This is a genomic window from Streptomyces sp. NPDC048650 (assembly GCF_043199095.1).
In the GTDB taxonomy this organism is placed as follows: Bacteria; Actinomycetota; Actinomycetes; order Streptomycetales; family Streptomycetaceae; genus Streptomyces.
Map to the genome: position 1 here is coordinate 88,021 of NZ_JBICVM010000009.1, position 16,738 is coordinate 104,758.

Here is a 16,738-nt window from a genome sequence, read left to right on the forward strand (position 1 = left end):
GCGATGACCGCACTCAACGAAGAGGCCCGTGTCATCGAGGCGGCCGCGCCGCCCACCCGGTTCGCCCGGGGCTGGCACTGCCTCGGCCTCGCGGCCACCTTCAAGGACGGTACGCCGCACGGGATCGAGGCGTTCGGCACCGAACTCGTCGTCTTCCAGGGCGAGGACGACGGCGCACTGCACGTTCTCAACGCCTACTGCCCGCACATGGGCGGCAACCTGGCCCGCGGCAGCATCAAGGGCGACACCGTCGCTTGCCCCTTCCACGACTGGCGCTGGTCGGGCAACGGCCGCTGCGCCGCCATCCCCTACGCCCGTCGCGTCCCGCCCCGCGCCCGCACCCGCGCCTGGACCACCCTCGAACGCAACCAGCAGCTCTACGTCTGGCACGACCCCCAGGGCAACCCGCCGCCGCCCGGGGTCACCATCCCCGAGATCGAGGGGGTCGGCGGCGACGAGTGGTCCGACTGGTCCTGGAACGCCCTGCGCGTCGAGAACTCCAACTGCCGCGAAATCGTCGACAACGTCGTGGACATGGCGCACTTCTACTACATCCACCACTCGTTCCCGACGTACTTCAAGAACGTCTTCGACGGCCATGTCGCCACCCAGTACATGGAGTCCACCCCGCGCGGCGACATCGACCTCGGCACCCTCTCCTCCACCGGGGCGCTGCGCTCCGACGCCTCCTACCACGGCCCCTCCTACATGATCGACAAACTGTGGACCGATGCCGGCGACGCGGGCGAGATGGAGTCCGTCCTCATCAACTGCCACTATCCGATCGACGAGAACAGCTTCGTGCTGATGTACGGCGCGAGCGTCAAGAAGCTCCCCGGCATGAGCGACGACCAGGCCGCCGAGGCCGCCCGGCTCGCCTCCGAGGGGCTCAAGGTCGGCTTCGAGCAGGACGTCGAGATCTGGCAGCACAAGGCCCGCATCGACAATCCGCTCCTCACCGAGGAGGACGGCCCCGTCTACCAGCTCCGGCGCTGGTACCAGCAGTTCTACGTCGATGCCGCCGAGGTCGAGGACGAGATGGTGCGCCGCTTCGAGTTCGAGATCGACACCACCCGGGCCAACGCGGCCTGGCAGGCCGAGGTGGCCGACAATCTCGCCCGACGCGCGGCCGGAGCCTGAGATGCGGCCCGTGGCGTGCGGGGCCTGCGGGAACCAGGTCCTGTGCGAGAAGTTCAGCCCCGCCCACACCCAGGTGCAGTGGACCGGCGACGCGGCCGAGAGCTGCCCGCGGATCCGCGCCCGGGTGGCGGCGGGGGAGCCGAGCGCCACCGTGCGCTCCTGCGAGGCGCTGCGCGCCGCCATCGCCCGCGCCGTCGAGGAGGGGGCCCTGCCCCAGGACGGGACCCGGCCCGACGGCGGGACCTCGCCCGGGTTCGGGCTCCCGGCCGGGGACGGTACCCGCGACACCCCGGTGGTGCCCCATGGCTGAACCGCGCATCCATCGGCTGCGGATCGCCGAAGTGATCGAGGAGACCGCCGACGCCCGCTCCCTGGTGTTCGAGAGCGCAAGCCAACTCCCTTACCGACCAGGTCAGTTCCTCACCTTCCGGCTTCCCGGGGCGGACCCGGGCGCGGAGACGGCTCGCTGCTACTCCCTCGCCAGCTCGCCGCACACCGGCGAGCCGCCGAAGGTCACGGTCAAACGCGTCCCCGGTGGCCTCGGCTCCAACTGGCTGTGCGATCACGCCGTACCGGGCACCGAAGTGGAGGTCCTGCCGCCCGCCGGCACCTTCACCCCGCCCGGACTCGATGCCGATCTGCTGCTCGTCGCGGGCGGCAGTGGCATCACCCCGGTGATGTCGATCCTCAAGTCGGTGCTCACCCGGGGCCGCGGACGGCTCACCCTCCTCTACGCCAACCGCGGCGAGACCTCGGTCATCTTCCGCGACGAACTGCGGGAGCTGGCCGAGGAGTACCCGGACCGGCTGCTGGTGCTGCACTGGCTGGAGAGTGTCCAGGGCCTGCCCGCGGTCGCCGGACTGGCCGCGCAGCTCGCCCCGTACGCGGAGCGGGCCGCCTATCTGTGCGGCCCGCAGCCCCTGATGGACGCCACCGAGGACGCCCTGCGCTCCCTCGGCGCGACCCGGGACCGGCTGCACCGCGAACGGTTCTTCTCGCTCTCCGGCGAGGTGTTCGCGGCTCCCGCCGTGCCGGAGGTGCCCGCCGCGCCCGCCGCCGACGAGCGGACGACCACCGCGGAGGTCACCCTCGACGGAGTCGTCCACCGCATCGACTGGCCGTCCCGCACCCCGCTGCTGGACGCGCTGCTCGCCGCCGGCGTCGACGCCCCGTACTCCTGCCGGGAGGGCGCCTGCGCCGCCTGCACCTGCCGGGTGGTGGACGGCGAGGTGTCGATGGCGCGCAACGAGGTGCTGGACGACACCGACCTCGCCGAAGGCTACGTCCTGGCCTGCCAGAGCGTGCCCCTGACCGAACGGGTCGAGATCACCTACTCGTGAGGATGCTCTGGTGGTCACGGCCTGACCTGGGCCGGGCCCAGCCTGCTGGTTCCCCAAGTCGCCCCGCTGTAGTCCGCAGCTTTCCGATCGTGCTCCTGCCATCTGGCACGGATCCGGCACCGCCGGGTACGGTCGATCGCATGATCTCGGACCCCGTCACGAGTCCAGACGCACCGCGGGATTTCACGGCAGAGGGCATGGAAGCCGTGCTCCGCGAGGCGTGCGAAGTGGCCCGGATCGATGCGTCCGGGGCGGAGCTGCTGCGACTCGGATCGAACGCCGTCTACCGGCTGCCGTCCGCTCCGGTGATCGTCCGCATTGCGCGAGATCCAAATGCGGCGATGGAGATGGAACGGGCTGTTCAGGTCGCCCGCTGGCTTGAGTCGCAGGATTACCCGGCAACGAGAGTGCTGCCCGGCGTGTGTCAGCCGCTGTCGGCCGGCGGCAGAGTCGTCACGTTCTGGGAGAGCGCCCAGGACCGCGAGGAGTACGCGACGGTGACCGAGCCGGCAGACCTGCTGCGGCGGCTGCACTGGCTTGAGCAGCCTGAATCGTTGCGTCTGCCGTACTTCGATCCGTTCGCCAAGGTGTGGTCCTCGTTCGAGGCACTCGATGGCGTCTCGGCGGACGACATGGCCTTCCTGGAGCAGCGGGCTCGGCGACTGGGCAAGGAGTACGACCGGCTGGACTTCGTGCTGCCGTACGGCCTGATCCACGGCGACGCCGGCAGGTCGGCAGCAGCGAGAAGTCTGCCGCCGAGTTCAGCCGCCGGATGCATGCGCTCCGTACCGGGGGCAGCCGCCGGGACTGGAGCCCCTTCTGACCTGACCGGTACAAAGTCGTCAGCGCTTGCCCGCTTGCGATCCACAAACGGTGTTCCGCGGCCTGCTCGTGGAAATCGCGGGCGGCCGCGGTAGGCCCTGACACCGCGAGGTGTTGGCGGAACTCGGCAAGGTAGGCGACGCATCGGGCGGACCGAAGCTGTTCTTCGAGATCAAGGGCGTCCAAGGCTACGTTGCAGGCTTCCTCTGCGTCCCCGGCGTGGAGGTGGGCGTCGGCCAGGACCATGGTGGCGAAGAAGTCGGTGCGGACGTGACTGCCGCTCATTGCGTTCTCCGCGTATGAGACGGCCTGACGAGCGCTGCGTACGTCGCGGAAGCAATGGGCGGCCTCCGCCGCCAGTTCGGCAGCGTCGAAGTAGGTGATCCACTCAGGCTCGTCTTCCGTGTTGCCGCTCTCCAGCGCCTTGGCGGCTGCGGCGAGCGCACTTTCGCACGCGTGCCGGTCACCGGTGCGCGCCAGCGCCCGAGCCTCCATCGCGTGGAACTGCGCCCGCAGGGTCGGAGTGGCAACAGCGGAGATACCCATCAGGGCCGCGCGAGCGAGGGTGGCACCATGAGTGAACTGGCCCAGGAACGTGGCCTGGTGGCTCATCGCGGACAGGATGCTGCCGGCCAGGCGCCGATCGTTGCCGTCTTGGGCGAGTCTGAGTGCCTGGAGAAGGTACCGCTGTGCCAGCCCGTGCTGACAAGCGTCGTACGACATCCAACCAGCCAGCAGGGTGGCTTCGGCAACGGTCGGGAACAGGGGGTGTCCAACCGACTCGGTGTACCGGCCGGAGAGCAGAGGCGCTACGTCCCGGCTGTTGCCAAACGAGCCGAGAACCTTTCGCCGGCCAAGCCGTGTATACGCGGCTGGGCCGAAGCGATGAATGGTGCTGATGCGTTGCCCGAAGAACGTGCGCCGTTCGTGCGCCCATGCCCTCTTGTGCACCTTGCAGGCCCATCGCATTGTTTGAGTGAAAACTGCTCGGCGTTGTTACGCCCCAAGGGGAGGGCGGTGCGGTGTGGACTCAGTAACTCCGTGGGCGAGTGAGACATTCGGCAGTCTGGCCGGCCAGCTGGCCGAAGCCATCCCGGCCTGCCTCGTGCAGGCCCACGACAGAGCCCGCCATGGCCATGAAGGCGTCAACACTCAGACACTGGAAGCGTACGGTCACGGGCTGCACGCGGTGCAGTACGAGGCGCTGGCAGCTGGCTTGACGCCCTTCGAAGGTGCAACGGCCATGCGACTACAGGGCCGCACGGTGATGGTCATTGGCGACAACCTCATCTACCCCATCCGGTACGCGAAGAAGGATGTCCCTGTCACCTCGGCGCGATTGCGTAGAGCCGTCGGCTTCCGCGCTGACCTGATCAGGCGCCACGGGCCTGAACCCAGGCAGCAGGCGCTTGACCTGGGCCTCGATGAACTCGATGAACCGGAGGTGCACCCCGACATCGCGCTCCTCCCACCGGAGTTTCGGTTGATCACCGTTGCGTACGCCTGCTCCATGGAGCGAGGCGTCATGCGCGTTGAATGGGGCGCCGCAGAGCTACGACGCGAGGACCGCTACCTCATCTGGCACAAACACGAACCATTGCTTCCACCCGCCGGCCCTCGCGCCGCGTAGGCACGCCGGCCAGATGTCCCACAACTCAACGCGTGTGGCTGCTGCCTCTGGCTCCGCATTCGGTCAACGCTCTGACCGGCTGCTGAGCTGTCAGCGTTGGTCATCCTTGAGCACCCTTCCACGGCCCCGGGGAGCGCGCGCCGCTGAGTGATGACACCCGCTTCAGGAAGGCGGTGTCCCGCACTCACAGCCATTCGCTGTCGCGGATCCAGGCCAGGGTGTTGTCCATCGCGGCCGCCGACAGCCTCGGCCCCGTGGGGGCGGCGGCCCGCGGCGGCCGGGCCGGACGGCCGGACCGCCGCCCCGGCCCGAACAGCGACTGCCACACCGCCCGCGCACAGTCCGCCACCGCCGGAACCAGCCGGTCCAGTTCGCGGTGCGTGCCATTGCCGGACAGCGAGACCGCGGCGATGGCCCGGCCCGCCCCGCGCAGCGGGACGGCGACACAGGACACGCCCCGGTAGGACTCCTCGCGGTCGAAGGCCGCGCCCCGGTCCCGCGCCGCGAGCAGCTCGCTGCGCAGCCCCTGCGGGCGGCTGACCGTGCGGGGCGTCCGGGCCCGCAGCCCACGCCGGATCACCTGCTCCACGAGCGCGTCGTCGCTGAACGCCAGGATCGCCTTGCCGGCCGCGGTGCAGTACGCGGGCAGCCGGCCGCCGACCCGCGAGGGCACCGCGGTGTCCATCGCCCCGCCGATCCGCTCCACCACGACCACCTCGGCGTCGTCGAGCACCGACAGATGCACCAGATGGCCGGTGGACTCGTGCAGATCGTGCAGATGCGGCAGGGCCGCCCGGCGCAGCCGGTGGTGGTGGGAGGCCAGCGCCCCGAGCTCCAGCATGCCCATGCCCAGGCGATAGTCGCGGCCCTCCCGCTCCAGCCAACGCAGTTGCATCAGCTGGTCGAGGATGCGGTGCGCGGAGGATCTGGGCACCCCCGAGCGCTCCACCACCTCGGTCAGCGTGAGCCGGGGATCCGTGCTGCTGAACGCGCTCATCACCCGCGCGGCCTTCTCCAGCAACGACAGCGGCGGGCAGTCGCCCTCCAGGGACTGCTGCGTCATCGGCATACCTCCCAAGGAACCCCACAGAACGGCCAACACCCCGGCGGCGCACCGTTGGTACGGACCGGGGAAGGGTCGTGACCAGGTTTTTTCCGGGGTTGCGGGGAGACTGCCAGCCCTCCCGCTGAGTGGGAAGAGGGTATTTCGTTTCGGAATAGTAAAGCGTACGTTCCTCCCACCCCCTGTCGCGGGACGGAGCGGCAGGGGGCCCATCCGTACGACCCGAGAGGGGATGCGCATGCGCGACGACGACGTACTCGCAGCGGTCCGCGAACTCGCCCCCACCCTGCGTGAGCGCGCCGCGGAGGCCGAGACGCTCCGCAGAGTGCCCGACACGTCCATCAAGGACCTTCAGGAGGCCGGCTTCTTCCGGCTGCTCCAGCCCCGCGCCTACGGCGGACTGGCCGCCGACCCGCTCGTCTTCTACCGATGCGTCAAGGAGATAGCCAGGGCCTGCGGTTCGACCGGCTGGGTCGCCTCCGTCGTCGGCGTCCACCCCTGGCACGTGGCGCTCTACGACCGCCGAGCCCAGGACGAGGTGTGGGGCGACGACCCGCACGCCCGGATCTCCTCCTCGTACGCCCCCACCAGCCAGGTCACGCCCGTCAACGGAGGCTTCCGGGTATCCGGGCGCTGGCACTTCTCCTCCGGCTGCGACCACACCGACTGGGCGCTGCTCGGCGGCCTGGTCACCGACGACGACGGCAAGCCGATAGAGGTCTACACCTTCCTGGTGCCGCGCACCGACTACCGCATCGTCGACGTCTGGGACACCGTCGGCCTGCGCGGCACCGGCAGCAACGACATCGTGATGGACGACGTCTTCGTCCCCGAGCACCGCGCCCTCGGCTTCGGCCCGGTCAGCGCCCTCGACTGCCCCGGGCACCAGGTGCACTCCGACCCGCTCTACCGGCTGCCGTACGCCGCCGTCTTCACCACCACCATCGCCACCCCGATCGTCGGCATCGCCGAAGGCGCCTACGACGGTCATGTCGCCGCCACCCGCGAGCGATTCCGGGTCTCCTTCGGCCAGCAGGTCGCCGAGGACCCCTTCGCGCAGCTGCGGATCGCCCGCGCGGCCAGTGACATCGACGCCGCGTGGCTCCAACTGAGCCGGAACATAAGCGAGTTGTACGAGCTCGCAGTGCGCGGTGAGTCGCTGCCGATGGCGCTGCGCACCCGCACCCGCCGCGACCAGGTCCTCGCCACCGAACGCGCGGTCGGCGCCGTCGACCTGCTCATGGAGAACGCCGGCGGCGGCGCCATGCGCACCGGACCGAACGCCGTCCAGCGCGCCTGGCGCGATGTGCACACCGGCCGCGGCCACGCGGCCAACGACCCCGAGCGGGCGCTCGTCCTCTTCGGCCAGGGCGCGCTCGGCATCGACATCCAGGACACGATGCTGTGATCACCTACGCGAACACCTCGAAGACCGCGAAGACCGACGGCCTGACCCTGCACTACAACGAAGCGGGGCCCCAGGACGCGCCGGTGGTGATCATGCTGCACGGCGGCGGCCCCGGCGCCTCCGGCTGGTCGAACTTCGGCCGCAACCTGCCCGTCTTCGCCAAGCGGTTCCGCACGCTGCTCATCGACCAGCCCTGCTACGGCGCCTCCGACAAACCCGAGCCGGACCGGGACTTCTTCTCCTTCGCGGCCGGTGCCGTGGCCGCCCTGATGGACCGTCTCGGCCTGGAGAAGGCCCACTTCATCGGCAACTCGCTCGGCGGCGGCACCGCCACCCGGATGGCACTCGACCACCCCGGCAAGGTCGACAAGCTCCTCCTGATGGGCCCCGGCGGCATCTCCGTCAACCTCTTCTCGCCCGACCCGACCGAAGGCATCAAGAAGCTCTTCGCCTTCAACACGACGGCCGCGCCGACCCGCGAGATGATGCGGGACTTCCTGCTGACCATGGCGTACGACCCGGCGATCGTCACGGACGAGTTCGTCGAGGAGCGCTACGCGCAGGCCGCCGACCCCGAGGCCAGGCTGGGCACCGCGCGGATGGGTGCCTCCTTCGCCAAGTGGCCGCAGGACACCATGCTGTGGCGCGAGGCCCACCGCATCGCCTGCCCCACGCTGATCACCTGGGGCCGCGAGGACCGCACCAACCCGCTCGACGGGGCGCTGGTCGCCCTCAAGACCATCCCCGACGCGCGCCTGCACGTCTTCCCGCACTGCGGCCACTGGGCGCAGACGGAGCGGTTCGACGAGTTCAACCGCCTCGCCATTGACTTCTTCTCGCACTGAGCGCCACCGAGAACCTCCGAGGGACTTCACCATGGACATTCGCTCGCTGGGCTATCTGCGCCTCGAGACCGCCACACTCGCCGAGTGGCGTACCTACGTCCTCGACATCCTCGGGATGTCCGAGGCCGAAAACACCACGGACGAGGTGCTCCACGTCCGGATCGACGACCGCATCCGCCGCTTCTCCTTCGTCGCCGGATCGCAGGACCGGCTGATCGGCGCCGGTTTCGAGGTCGCGAACGCCCGGGCGCTGGCCGACGCCGCCGCCGAACTCGAAGCCGCCGGCGTCGCCGTCGAGCACGCCGACGACGCCACCCTCGCCGAACGGCGGGTACAGGGCCTGATCCACTGCGCGGACCCGGCCGGCAACCCCCTGGAGCTCTACTGGGGCCAGGCACAGGACCACACCCCGCTCGGCACCCCGTTCGGCAACCGCTTCGTGACCGGCGACCACCTCGGCCTCGGCCATGTCGTGCTGCCCGCACCCGACATGGACGCGGCCGTCGACTTCTACGAGAACCTGCTCGGCTTCCAGCTGCGCGACCGGATGAAGCTGCCGCCCGCCGCCGTCCCGACCGGCGAACCGGGCCGCGACTTCCACTGGATGAACTTCCTCAGCCCCAACGCCCGCCACCACAGCCTCGGCCTCTACCCGGGCGCACTCCCGCCCGGCATCGTCCACTTCATGGTCGAAGTGGAGACCCTCGACGACGTCGGCTTCTGCCTCGACCGGATGCACCGGGCGGGCATCCCGATCGCCTCCTCGCTCGGCCGGCACTCCAACGACCACATGGTGTCGTTCTACGCCCAGGCCCCCGGCGGCTTCCAGGTCGAGTACGGCTGGGACGGCCTGATCGTCGACCCGGCCCTCTGGACGGCGAAGGAGATCACCGCCGACAGCTTCTGGGGCCACCAGTGGAACGGCTGATCGACCCCGCGGCATTCCGCGACACCGTCGGGCGCTTCGCCAGCGGCATCACCGTCGTCGCCACCCTCGGCGACGACGGCGAACCGGCCGGCCTGGCCTGCCAGTCCTTCGCCTCGCTCTCCCTCGACCCGCCGCTGGTCATGCTCTGCGTCGGGAAGTCCTCGACGAGCTGGCCCAGGATCGAGGCCGCGGGACGGTTCGCCGTCTCCATCCTCGCCGAGGAGCAACAGGACGTCTGCGCCGCGCTCGGACGGCCCGGCCCGGACAAGTTCGCCACCGTCGACTGGCGCCCCTCCGCACACGGCACCGTGCACATCGCCGGCGCCCTGGCCACCGTGGACTGCGTACCGGAGGCCGTCCACGAGGCGGGCGATCACCTCGTCGTCACGGCGCGGGTGCGGGAACTCGCCGCCCGCGACGGCGGATCGCCGCTGCTGTACTTCCGCGGCGCCTACGCGGCCGGAGCCTTCTGATGCCCCTCGACGCCGCGAAGCTCACCGCCGCGCCGCCCGTCCGTACCCAAGTGTGCTGGGACGACCGTGAAGTGCGGCTCTACCACCTCGCCCTCGGTGCGGGCGTCCCCGAGACCGACGAGCGCGAACTGGCCTACGTCTACGAGCGGCACGCCCGCGGCCTGGCCGTCCTGCCCACCTTCGGCACGGTCGCAGGCGCCACCGGCGGCATCGGGTTCCAGGTCTTCGACCTGCCCGGAGCCGACATCGACCTCGCCCAGGCGCTGCACGGCGGGCAGGAGATCACCGTGCACCGCCCGCTGCCCGCCGCCGCCCGTGCCACGGCCGTCACCCACGTTCCCGCCGTGTACGACAAGGGCAAGGCCGCCGTCATCGTCCAGGAATCCACCCTGTACGACGAGGACGACCACCCCCTGCTGACCCAGCGCAACCAGATCTTCGTGCACGGCGCCGGCGGCTTCGGCGGCGACCGCGGCCCCGCCCTCCGCACCCCCGTCCCCGACCGGGCCCCCGACCATGTCTTCGACGTGCCCACGCTGCGCCAACAGGCCCTGCTCTACCGCCTGACCGGCGACTGGAACCCGCTGCACGCCGACCCGGCCACGGCCCGCGCGGCCGGCTACGACCGCCCCGTCCTGCACGGCCTGTGCACCTTCGGCATGGCCGTCAAGGCTCTCACCGACCGGCTGCTGCACAGCGACCCCACCCGGGTCACGGCCTGCCGCACCCGGTTCGCCGGGGTGTTCCTCCCCGGAGAGACCCTGCGGCTGCACGTCTGGCGGCACGCCGACGGCTTCGTGTTCCGGGCGAGCGCGGCGGACCGGGACGAGGCACCGGTACTGACCGAAGCAGGTGTCACCATCCGAACGGAGCCCTGATGAGCAAGAGTTGGGACCACACCTACGACGTCGTGGTCATCGGGTCCGGTGCGGCCGGTCTCGCCGCCGCCCTCACCGCCCGGCTGCGGGGGCTGAGCGCCCTGGTCGTGGAGAAGACCGGATTCTACGGTGGATCCACCGCCCTGTCCGGCGGCGCCGTCTGGGTGCCGACCAACTTCCACCTGGACGCGGCGGGCCTGGGCGACACCCGGGAGAAGGCCCGCGCCTACCTCGACGCCACCGTCGGCGACCGCGTACCGGACGCCCTCAAGGACGCCTACCTCAGCAACGGCCCGCGCATGGTCCGCGAGTTCCACGACCGCACCGACGTGAAATTCGTCTACACCCCCGGCTACTGCGACTACTTCCCCGAAAGCCTCGGCGGCTACCCCCAGGGCCGGTCCGTCGAGCCGGCCATCTTCGACTTCCGCACGCTCCGCCCCGAACAGCGCCGCACCATGCGCCGGGCCGGCCTGCCCACGTACGGGCTGACCATCACCAGCCACGACTTCCGCTACCTCAACATGGTGGCCCGCACCTGGGCCGGCCGCCGCACCTCCGCCAAGGTCGGCCTGCGGGCCGCCAAGGCGCTGGTCACCGGCAGCAAACCGCTCTCCCTGGGCGAAGCGCTGATCGCTCGGATGCGGCACTCTCTCGACCGCCTGGGCGGCGGCCTGTGGCTGTCGGCACCCCTGACGGCACTGGTGGAGGAGGACGGCCGGATCACCGGCGTACGCGTCCGGCGCGACGGCAAGGAGGTCACCGTCGGCGCGCGCGGCGGCGTCGTCCTGGCCTCCGGTGGCTTCTCCCACAACCAGCGGCTGCGCGAGAAGCACCTGCCGGCCCCCACCTCGTCCGTCTGGTCCTCCGCCTCGGAGGGCCAGACCGGCGACGCACTGGAACTGGGCATCGAGGCGGGCGCCGCCACCGACCTCCTGGACAAGGTCTGGGGCGCCCCCTCCGTCGTACCCCCCGGCGAGCGCCCCTTCTTCCTGGTCGCCGACCGCGGCATCCCCGGTATGGTCATCGTCAACCAGGCGGGGGAGCGCTACGCCAACGAGGCGGCGCCCTACCACCGGTTCGTCGACGAGATGTACGCCCACCACACCCCCGAGGCGTCCACCGTCCCGTCCTGGCTGATCCTCGACGCGCGCGCCAAGTCCCGCTATCTCTTCCTGGGGCTCTTCCCCGGCCAGCCGTTCCCCAGGAAGTGGCTGGCCGACGGCTTCATCAAGAAGGCGGACTCGCCCACCGAACTGGCCGCCCTCATCGGCGCCCCGCCCCGGCGCCTGAACGCCACCGTCGACCGCTTCAACGGCTTCGCGCGCGCGGGCCGCGACGACGACTTCCGGCGCGGCGAGAGCGTCTACGACCGCTACTACGGCGACCCCACCCTGCCCAACCCCAACCTCGCCCCGCTGTCCAAGCCCCCCTACTACGCCATCCCCGTACACCCCGGAGACATCGGCACCAAGGGCGGTCTGCTCACCGACGCCGACGCCCGCGTGCTCCGGGAGGACGGCGGCCCGATCGCGGGGCTCTACGCCTCCGGCAATGTCTCCGCCGCGCCCATGGGGGAGACCTATCCGGGGCCGGGGGCGACGATCGGCCCCGCCATGACCTTCGGTTGGGCCGCGGTCAACCACATCGCGGAGGCGCTCCGGGCCGACTGAACGCGGGCCCGCCCGTCACCGCCGGGTGCCCGGCGCCGGATTCCCTCCGGCGCCGGGCACCCACACTACGGTCGGGGGCCGATCTCGTTGTGGGCGTCGTCCCACACGCTGATGGCCATGGCCGGACACACATCGGCGGCGTCCAGCGCCCGCTCGTCCTCCTCGATCGCGTCACTGACCGGGCGCGAGTGGCTGGCGCCGAGGACGAAGAGCTCCGGCGCGATGTTGGCGCACATCCCCGATGCCATGCACTGCCGCGGGTCGACCGCCACTTTCCAGGTCACCGCACTCACCACCCCACCGGCATGACCCGCGGACCGCGCACCAGCATCTGGCTCTTCCACTCCACATCGCCGGCCAGACGCAGAGCGGGGAAGCGCGTGATGAGGGCGCTGAGGGCTTCCTGGAGCTCCAGCCGCGCGAGCGGCGCGCCCAGGCAGTGGTGCACCCCGTGGCCGAAGCCCAGGTGCTGGTTGCCGTCCCGGGAGATGTCCAGCGTGCCCGGCGCACTGAACCGCAGCGCGTCCCGGTTGGCGGCACCCACGGCGACGAGGACGGGCGATCCGGCGCGGACCAGCGTCCCGCCGACATCGATGTCCTCCTTCGCGTAGCGCGGCTGGCCCGCGCCACTGCCCAGCGGGACGAACCGCAGCAGTTCCTCGACGGCCCCGCCGATCAGCTCCGGCCGCTCCCGCAGCAGGGCGAGCTCCGCCGGATGATCCAGCAGCGCGAGCACGAAGTTGGGGATCTGGGTGGCGGTGGTCTCATGGCCCGCGACGAGGATCCCGACACAGAGGTCGACGAGTTCCAGCTCGGAGAGCCGGTCGCCGACGTCCCGGGCGTCGATCAGCGCCGTCATCAGGTCGTCGCGCGGCGACTGCCGATGCTCTTCGATCAACTGGCCCATATAGGCGCGGAGTTCCTCGATGTTGGCGTCGAACTCCGCCGCCGTCAGCGAGCTGGTCGACAGCGCCGCGTCGCTCCACACCCGAAACCTCGGCCGGTCCTCGGCCGGCACCCCGAGCAGCCGGCAGATCACCGCGACGGGAATGGGCAGCGCATACCGGTCGACCAGGTCGGCGGGCGGCCCGGCAGCCTCCAGCTCGTCCAGCAGCTCCCGCGTGAGCTCCTTGACCTGCGGCCGCAGCTTCTCGACCTGACGGACGGTGAAAGCCTTGGCGACCAGGGAGCGCAGCCGGGTGTGGTCGGGCGGATCCATGCCGAGGATGCCGCTGTTGCGACGCCCTTCGGATGCCCGCGGCTCGTCGTGCAGCGCGCCCTCGGCCCGGCTGAACCGCTGATCGCCGAGAACCAGCCGAGCCTCGGCGTACCGCGTGACGAGCCAGGCCGGCTCCCCGTAGGCCATTTGTACTCTGAGCAGGCCGGGGCGGTTGCGCGCCCGCTCGTAGTCGTCGGCGAGCTCAAGGCTCTCGGGCGTGTTGAAGGGGTAGGAGAGTGGTGCTGTGTCGGCCGTGGTCATGGTGACCTCCCTCATGTAAGCACCTGCTTACACAAGGTAGGCCGCTCCCTCCGGGGCGGTCAACGACGCATTGTGGCCGTCATGGTGACGTGCCGCCGGAGAGGAGCGTGGCAATGGGGCGCACCCCGCACGAGAGCACCGGTGCGGCGAAGGAGCGCCGCCGGGACGCGCACGGCACCCGGCTGCGGCTGCTCGACGCCGCGTGGGAACTGTTCGCCGAACGCGGCTACGAACGTGCGACCGTCCGCGACATCGCCGCCCGCGCCGACGCCAACCAGGCCCTCCTCTTCCGCTACTTCGGCTCCAAGAAGGCCCTGTTCGGAGAGGTGATGGCACGCGGAGGCCAGGAGCAGCTGCGCACCACAGCGCCGGACCGGCTCTTCGAGGTCGCCCTGCGCGGCATGCTCGCCACCGACGGCTCGGCCAAGGACCGTTCGCTGGAGGTCTGTCTGCGCTCGATCGGCGGCAGCGACGAGATCGCGGAGGCGCTGCGGGGGCTGGGGGACGAGTACGCGGAAGTGCTGGCGACCCTCTCCTCCGCCGAAAACGGCGACCTGCGGGCCGATCTGGCGCTTTCCTGGCTGCTCGGAATTGGCTTGATGCGGGTGGTTGTCGGAAAGCAACCACTGGCGAGCGCCGACCCGGACGCGATATGCGCCCTGGCCGGCACCGCCCTGCGCACCCTGCTGGACGAGACCCAGGCTCCCGCACCGCCGAAGGAGCCGGCGCCTGCCGAAGGAGAACACCGGGCGTGACGGTGACGCCGGGCCCGGGCCCGGGCCCGGCGTCACCGTTGCGGTCGGTCGCCCCGCCGCTCCGGAACGGACAGCTCGGTACGGATCCGGCGCAGGTCGGCCGTGAGGGTGTCCAGCCAGATCACCGAGTCGACGAGCAGTGCGGCGGACACGGCGCGCACGTCCGCGTCCGACCGCGCATCCGCGGGCGGCGGCTGGGCGACCGCCAACAGCCCGCGGATGTCGAGAGGTTGAGGGGGGCCGGGCGCGGCACCACCGCCGTCGCTCGTACGCAGCTGCGCGGCGAGGCCGCGGTACTCCGCCGCGGTCTGCTCGGCCGCGTGCCGCAGCCAGCCGCCCACCGCCCGATCGGTGATCCGCCCCGGGCGGCCGGGCAGCAGCCGTTCGCCGCGCCGGGCGTGTGTCCCGGCGGCCAGCACCTTCGGCCAGTCCGGCTGCCGGGACGAATCCTCCCGCGGCTCGCTCTGATACTGGGCCAGGCTCTCCTCGGCGAGGATCATCGCGCGGTTGACGGCGATGACGCCCGCGTCGTCCGTGTCCGTTCCGGCCCTCTCCAGGACCCGCGTCGTGGTCCGCCCCACGGCATCGGCGACCGCCGAGCAGACCCCCGCCATGCTCCGGCGCACCTCGTGACCCGCACCCTTCGGCCAGGCCAGCAGCCCGCACGCCAGCCCGATCACACTCCCGGTGAGCACATCCGCGAAGCGGGTCGGAGCCAGCTGCCACGTCACGGGTGCGACCTGCGCGAACAGCGTCGCCACCACCAGCGTGAAACCGCCCTGTGCCCAGGCCGGCCCGCGCAGCGGCCCCACGGTGAACGCCGAGATCATCACCACCGGCAGCACGATCACGTACACCGCGGTGCGGTGCTCCACCAGCGCGAGCAGCACCCCGGCCGCCACCGCGCCGACCAGCGTCCCCACGAGCGCCTGCCGGACCACGGTACGGGTCTCGAGGCTGGTCGTCCGGGTGAGCGTCAGTGTCGCGAGCAGCACCCAGAAGCCGTGGGACAGGTCGAGCATCCCGGCGATGGCCCGCGCCGCGGCCAGCCCCAGGGCGAACCGGCAGGCGTTCTGGAAGATCACCGAACGCGGGGTGAAGTGCGTGGTCAGCCGCCGCTTCCACAGCTCCCACGGGTGCGCCCGCGCGTAGGCGAAGGCGTGTCCGGCAGGGTCCACGCCGACGTCGCGGTCCCCGAGCAGCAGCCGGGTCGCCAGCACCAGCACCACCGCCGAGTCGCCCGCCTGCACCGCCACCGCCCGCCGCCGCAGATACTCCAGCCGTTCGTCGGCCTCCAGCCGCTCCAGCGCGGCCACCGCCCGCCGGGTGCGTTCGGGAGCCAGCTCGGCCTGCAGCGCCACCGCGGAGGGCCCCGGCCGTCGGCCCTCCCGCAGCGCGGCTGCCGTCTGCCGTACGGCGTCATCGATGGCCTGCAGCAGCGCCACCGTCTCCGGCCGGTACGTCCCGTGCGGACTGGCCCCGCCCCCGCCGTGCAGTGCCGCCAGCTGCGCCAGCAGCGTGCGGACCGCCTCGGCGGCATGCGCCATGGCCTTGTGCGTCACGGTGGGTGAGCCGGGGAGGTCGGCGGGCGGCACCCGGGACGGACGCAGCCGGTCCGCGGCCGTGCGCGCCCGTGCGAGGGCCTCCTCCGGAGCGGGCCCGCCGTGGTGTTCCGCCAGGGCCCCGGCCGCGTCGGCGGCATCGGCCAGCAGCGAGCGGAAGGACGGCGTTCCGGGCTCCGGCAGGACGAACCGCTGCGCCGCCGCCAACAGCACCGCACCCAGTAGGAACCCGTAAACCCGCTGGTCCAGGGTGTTCGGCTCATACGGCGGGAAGCACGGCAGGATGTACAGCAGTTGCATCCCCGGGGCCGCTCCGGCGATCCGGGGGCCCGCGATCCCGGCGTAGGCGACCATGAAGCCGATGACGAGCATGCCCAGGACGGCCGCCCAGGTGCGGACGGCGAGCAGCGTACCCAGCGTGACCAGCGCCGTCCCCGCGGGGATCGCCATGAGCGTGGTGGCGGCGCGCTGCCGTCCGGAGCCCGGGATGGCGGCGAGCGCGCCCAGCGCCACCACCGCAAAAGCGGCGTAGAGGGCCATGACCGACGCGCCGAGCCCGTAACGGCACAGGTAGAAGGCGACGCAGGCGGCAACCGTCACGCGGGCCGCATTGCTCACCACGGCCCGGTGCCCCCACAGTCCAGGTCCGCCGCGCTCCACCACTCCACTATTGGCCGTCCGGCCCGCCCGCGCACCGCGGAGCCCGGAGCGCAGACCGGGTTTGGCGGACCGGCCCCCGGC

At 71.4% G+C, this 16,738-nt stretch carries 16 protein-coding genes and 1 pseudogene; 12 read left to right on the forward strand and 5 right to left on the reverse strand.

Translation table 11 applies throughout. The annotated features are described in order from the left end of the window. Positions 1-3: 3 nt before the first annotated feature. From ACGFML_RS24935 to ACGFML_RS24950, 4 genes are all read left to right on the forward strand, one after another. On the forward strand, positions 4-1,140 hold the full coding sequence (locus ACGFML_RS24935) for a Rieske 2Fe-2S domain-containing protein (RefSeq protein WP_393547167.1): 1,137 nt from the start codon (positions 4-6) through the stop codon (positions 1,138-1,140). 1 nt (position 1,141) lies between these two features. Beyond that, positions 1,142-1,450, forward strand: coding sequence for a hypothetical protein (locus ACGFML_RS24940; protein ID WP_393547169.1), 309 nt, complete (start codon positions 1,142-1,144; stop codon positions 1,448-1,450). Next, the gene (locus tag ACGFML_RS24945; RefSeq protein WP_393547171.1) at positions 1,443-2,480 is read left to right on the forward strand and encodes a 2Fe-2S iron-sulfur cluster-binding protein; all 1,038 of its coding nucleotides are present in this window, start codon (positions 1,443-1,445) and stop codon (positions 2,478-2,480) included. Before ACGFML_RS24940 ends, ACGFML_RS24945 begins: the two co-directional genes overlap by 8 nt. Positions 2,481-2,620: 140 nt before the next feature. Then, positions 2,621-3,397 carry a phosphotransferase gene (locus ACGFML_RS24950; protein ID WP_393547173.1) on the forward strand — a complete coding sequence of 259 codons (777 nt, stop codon included), beginning with the start codon at positions 2,621-2,623 and terminating at the stop codon, positions 3,395-3,397. On the opposite strand, the pseudogene ACGFML_RS24955 reads toward ACGFML_RS24950, so the two are convergent. Further along, positions 3,336-4,124, reverse strand: a pseudogene (locus tag ACGFML_RS24955) (hypothetical protein); the annotation flags it as partial. The gene ACGFML_RS24950 and the pseudogene ACGFML_RS24955 overlap by 62 nt on opposite strands. Before the next feature lie 202 nt (positions 4,125-4,326). On the opposite strand from ACGFML_RS24955, the gene ACGFML_RS24960 reads away from it, so the two are divergent. After that, positions 4,327-4,932: a hypothetical protein gene (locus ACGFML_RS24960; RefSeq protein WP_393547175.1), complete on the forward strand. Its 606-nt coding sequence runs from the start codon at positions 4,327-4,329 to the stop codon at positions 4,930-4,932. Between the two features lie 184 nt (positions 4,933-5,116). On the opposite strand, the gene ACGFML_RS24965 is transcribed toward ACGFML_RS24960, so the two are convergent. Beyond that, positions 5,117-5,995, reverse strand: coding sequence for an IclR family transcriptional regulator (locus tag ACGFML_RS24965; protein WP_393547177.1), 879 nt, complete (start codon positions 5,993-5,995; stop codon positions 5,117-5,119). A gap of 238 nt (positions 5,996-6,233) precedes the next feature. Here ACGFML_RS24965 and hsaA point away from each other — a divergent pair, with 238 nt between their 5' ends. Genes hsaA through ACGFML_RS24995 form a run of 6 tightly spaced genes read left to right on the forward strand, consistent with a single transcriptional unit; the run spans position 6,234 to position 12,200 of the window. Next, on the forward strand, positions 6,234-7,403 hold the full coding sequence (gene hsaA / locus ACGFML_RS24970; RefSeq protein ID WP_393547179.1) for a 3-hydroxy-9,10-secoandrosta-1,3,5(10)-triene-9,17-dione monooxygenase oxygenase subunit: 1,170 nt from the start codon (positions 6,234-6,236) through the stop codon (positions 7,401-7,403). Beyond that, complete coding sequence (gene hsaD, locus ACGFML_RS24975) at positions 7,400-8,248, forward strand: 4,5:9,10-diseco-3-hydroxy-5,9,17-trioxoandrosta-1(10),2-diene-4-oate hydrolase (RefSeq protein WP_393547181.1); 849 nt, start codon at positions 7,400-7,402, stop codon at positions 8,246-8,248. Before hsaA ends, hsaD begins: the two co-directional genes overlap by 4 nt. 31 nt (positions 8,249-8,279) lie before the next feature. Next, the gene (locus ACGFML_RS24980) at positions 8,280-9,176 is read left to right on the forward strand and encodes a VOC family protein (protein WP_393547183.1); all 897 of its coding nucleotides are present in this window, start codon (positions 8,280-8,282) and stop codon (positions 9,174-9,176) included. Beyond that, positions 9,164-9,649, forward strand: a complete 486-nt coding sequence (locus ACGFML_RS24985; RefSeq protein ID WP_393547185.1) for a flavin reductase family protein — start codon at positions 9,164-9,166, stop codon at positions 9,647-9,649. Before ACGFML_RS24980 ends, ACGFML_RS24985 begins: the two co-directional genes overlap by 13 nt. Then, positions 9,649-10,527 (forward strand): MaoC/PaaZ C-terminal domain-containing protein, encoded by an 879-nt coding sequence (locus ACGFML_RS24990; protein ID WP_393547187.1) that lies wholly within the window; start codon positions 9,649-9,651, stop codon positions 10,525-10,527. Before ACGFML_RS24985 ends, ACGFML_RS24990 begins: the two co-directional genes overlap by 1 nt. Further along, the gene (locus tag ACGFML_RS24995) at positions 10,527-12,200 is read left to right on the forward strand and encodes an FAD-dependent oxidoreductase (protein WP_393547188.1); all 1,674 of its coding nucleotides are present in this window, start codon (positions 10,527-10,529) and stop codon (positions 12,198-12,200) included. Before ACGFML_RS24990 ends, ACGFML_RS24995 begins: the two co-directional genes overlap by 1 nt. A gap of 65 nt (positions 12,201-12,265) precedes the next feature. Here the strand turns inward: ACGFML_RS24995 and ACGFML_RS25000 are convergent, their stop codons facing one another. Both ACGFML_RS25000 and ACGFML_RS25005 read right to left on the reverse strand, forming a co-directional pair. Then, entirely contained in the window at positions 12,266-12,484 is a 219-nt protein-coding gene (locus tag ACGFML_RS25000; RefSeq protein WP_393547190.1) for a ferredoxin, read from the reverse strand. Positions 12,485-12,489: 5 nt separating this feature from the next. Next, positions 12,490-13,680 (reverse strand): cytochrome P450, encoded by a 1,191-nt coding sequence (locus ACGFML_RS25005; protein WP_393547192.1) that lies wholly within the window; start codon positions 13,678-13,680, stop codon positions 12,490-12,492. Between the two features lie 113 nt (positions 13,681-13,793). Between ACGFML_RS25005 and ACGFML_RS25010 the strand changes: the two genes are divergently transcribed. Then, positions 13,794-14,435: a TetR family transcriptional regulator gene (locus ACGFML_RS25010; RefSeq protein WP_393547194.1), complete on the forward strand. Its 642-nt coding sequence runs from the start codon at positions 13,794-13,796 to the stop codon at positions 14,433-14,435. A gap of 32 nt (positions 14,436-14,467) precedes the next feature. On the opposite strand, the gene ACGFML_RS25015 is transcribed toward ACGFML_RS25010, so the two are convergent. Then, positions 14,468-16,597: an FUSC family protein gene (locus tag ACGFML_RS25015; RefSeq protein ID WP_393547196.1), complete on the reverse strand. Its 2,130-nt coding sequence runs from the start codon at positions 16,595-16,597 to the stop codon at positions 14,468-14,470. Positions 16,598-16,738: the final 141 nt, after the last annotated feature.

Coding starts and splice junctions, on each gene's coding strand:
- ACGFML_RS24935 (WP_393547167.1), top strand. CDS start 4: ATGACCGCACTCAACGAAGAGGCCCGTGTCATCGAGGCGGCCGCGCCG.
- ACGFML_RS24940 (WP_393547169.1), top strand. CDS start 1,142: ATGCGGCCCGTGGCGTGCGGGGCCTGCGGGAACCAGGTCCTGTGCGAG.
- ACGFML_RS24945 (WP_393547171.1), top strand. CDS start 1,443: ATGGCTGAACCGCGCATCCATCGGCTGCGGATCGCCGAAGTGATCGAG.
- ACGFML_RS24950 (WP_393547173.1), top strand. CDS start 2,621: ATGATCTCGGACCCCGTCACGAGTCCAGACGCACCGCGGGATTTCACG.
- ACGFML_RS24965 (WP_393547177.1), bottom strand. CDS start 5,995: ATGACGCAGCAGTCCCTGGAGGGCGACTGCCCGCCGCTGTCGTTGCTG.
- hsaA (WP_393547179.1), top strand. CDS start 6,234: ATGCGCGACGACGACGTACTCGCAGCGGTCCGCGAACTCGCCCCCACC.
- ACGFML_RS24980 (WP_393547183.1), top strand. CDS start 8,280: ATGGACATTCGCTCGCTGGGCTATCTGCGCCTCGAGACCGCCACACTC.
- ACGFML_RS24990 (WP_393547187.1), top strand. CDS start 9,649: ATGCCCCTCGACGCCGCGAAGCTCACCGCCGCGCCGCCCGTCCGTACC.
- ACGFML_RS24995 (WP_393547188.1), top strand. CDS start 10,527: ATGAGCAAGAGTTGGGACCACACCTACGACGTCGTGGTCATCGGGTCC.
- ACGFML_RS25005 (WP_393547192.1), bottom strand. CDS start 13,680: ATGACCACGGCCGACACAGCACCACTCTCCTACCCCTTCAACACGCCC.
- ACGFML_RS25010 (WP_393547194.1), top strand. CDS start 13,794: ATGGGGCGCACCCCGCACGAGAGCACCGGTGCGGCGAAGGAGCGCCGC.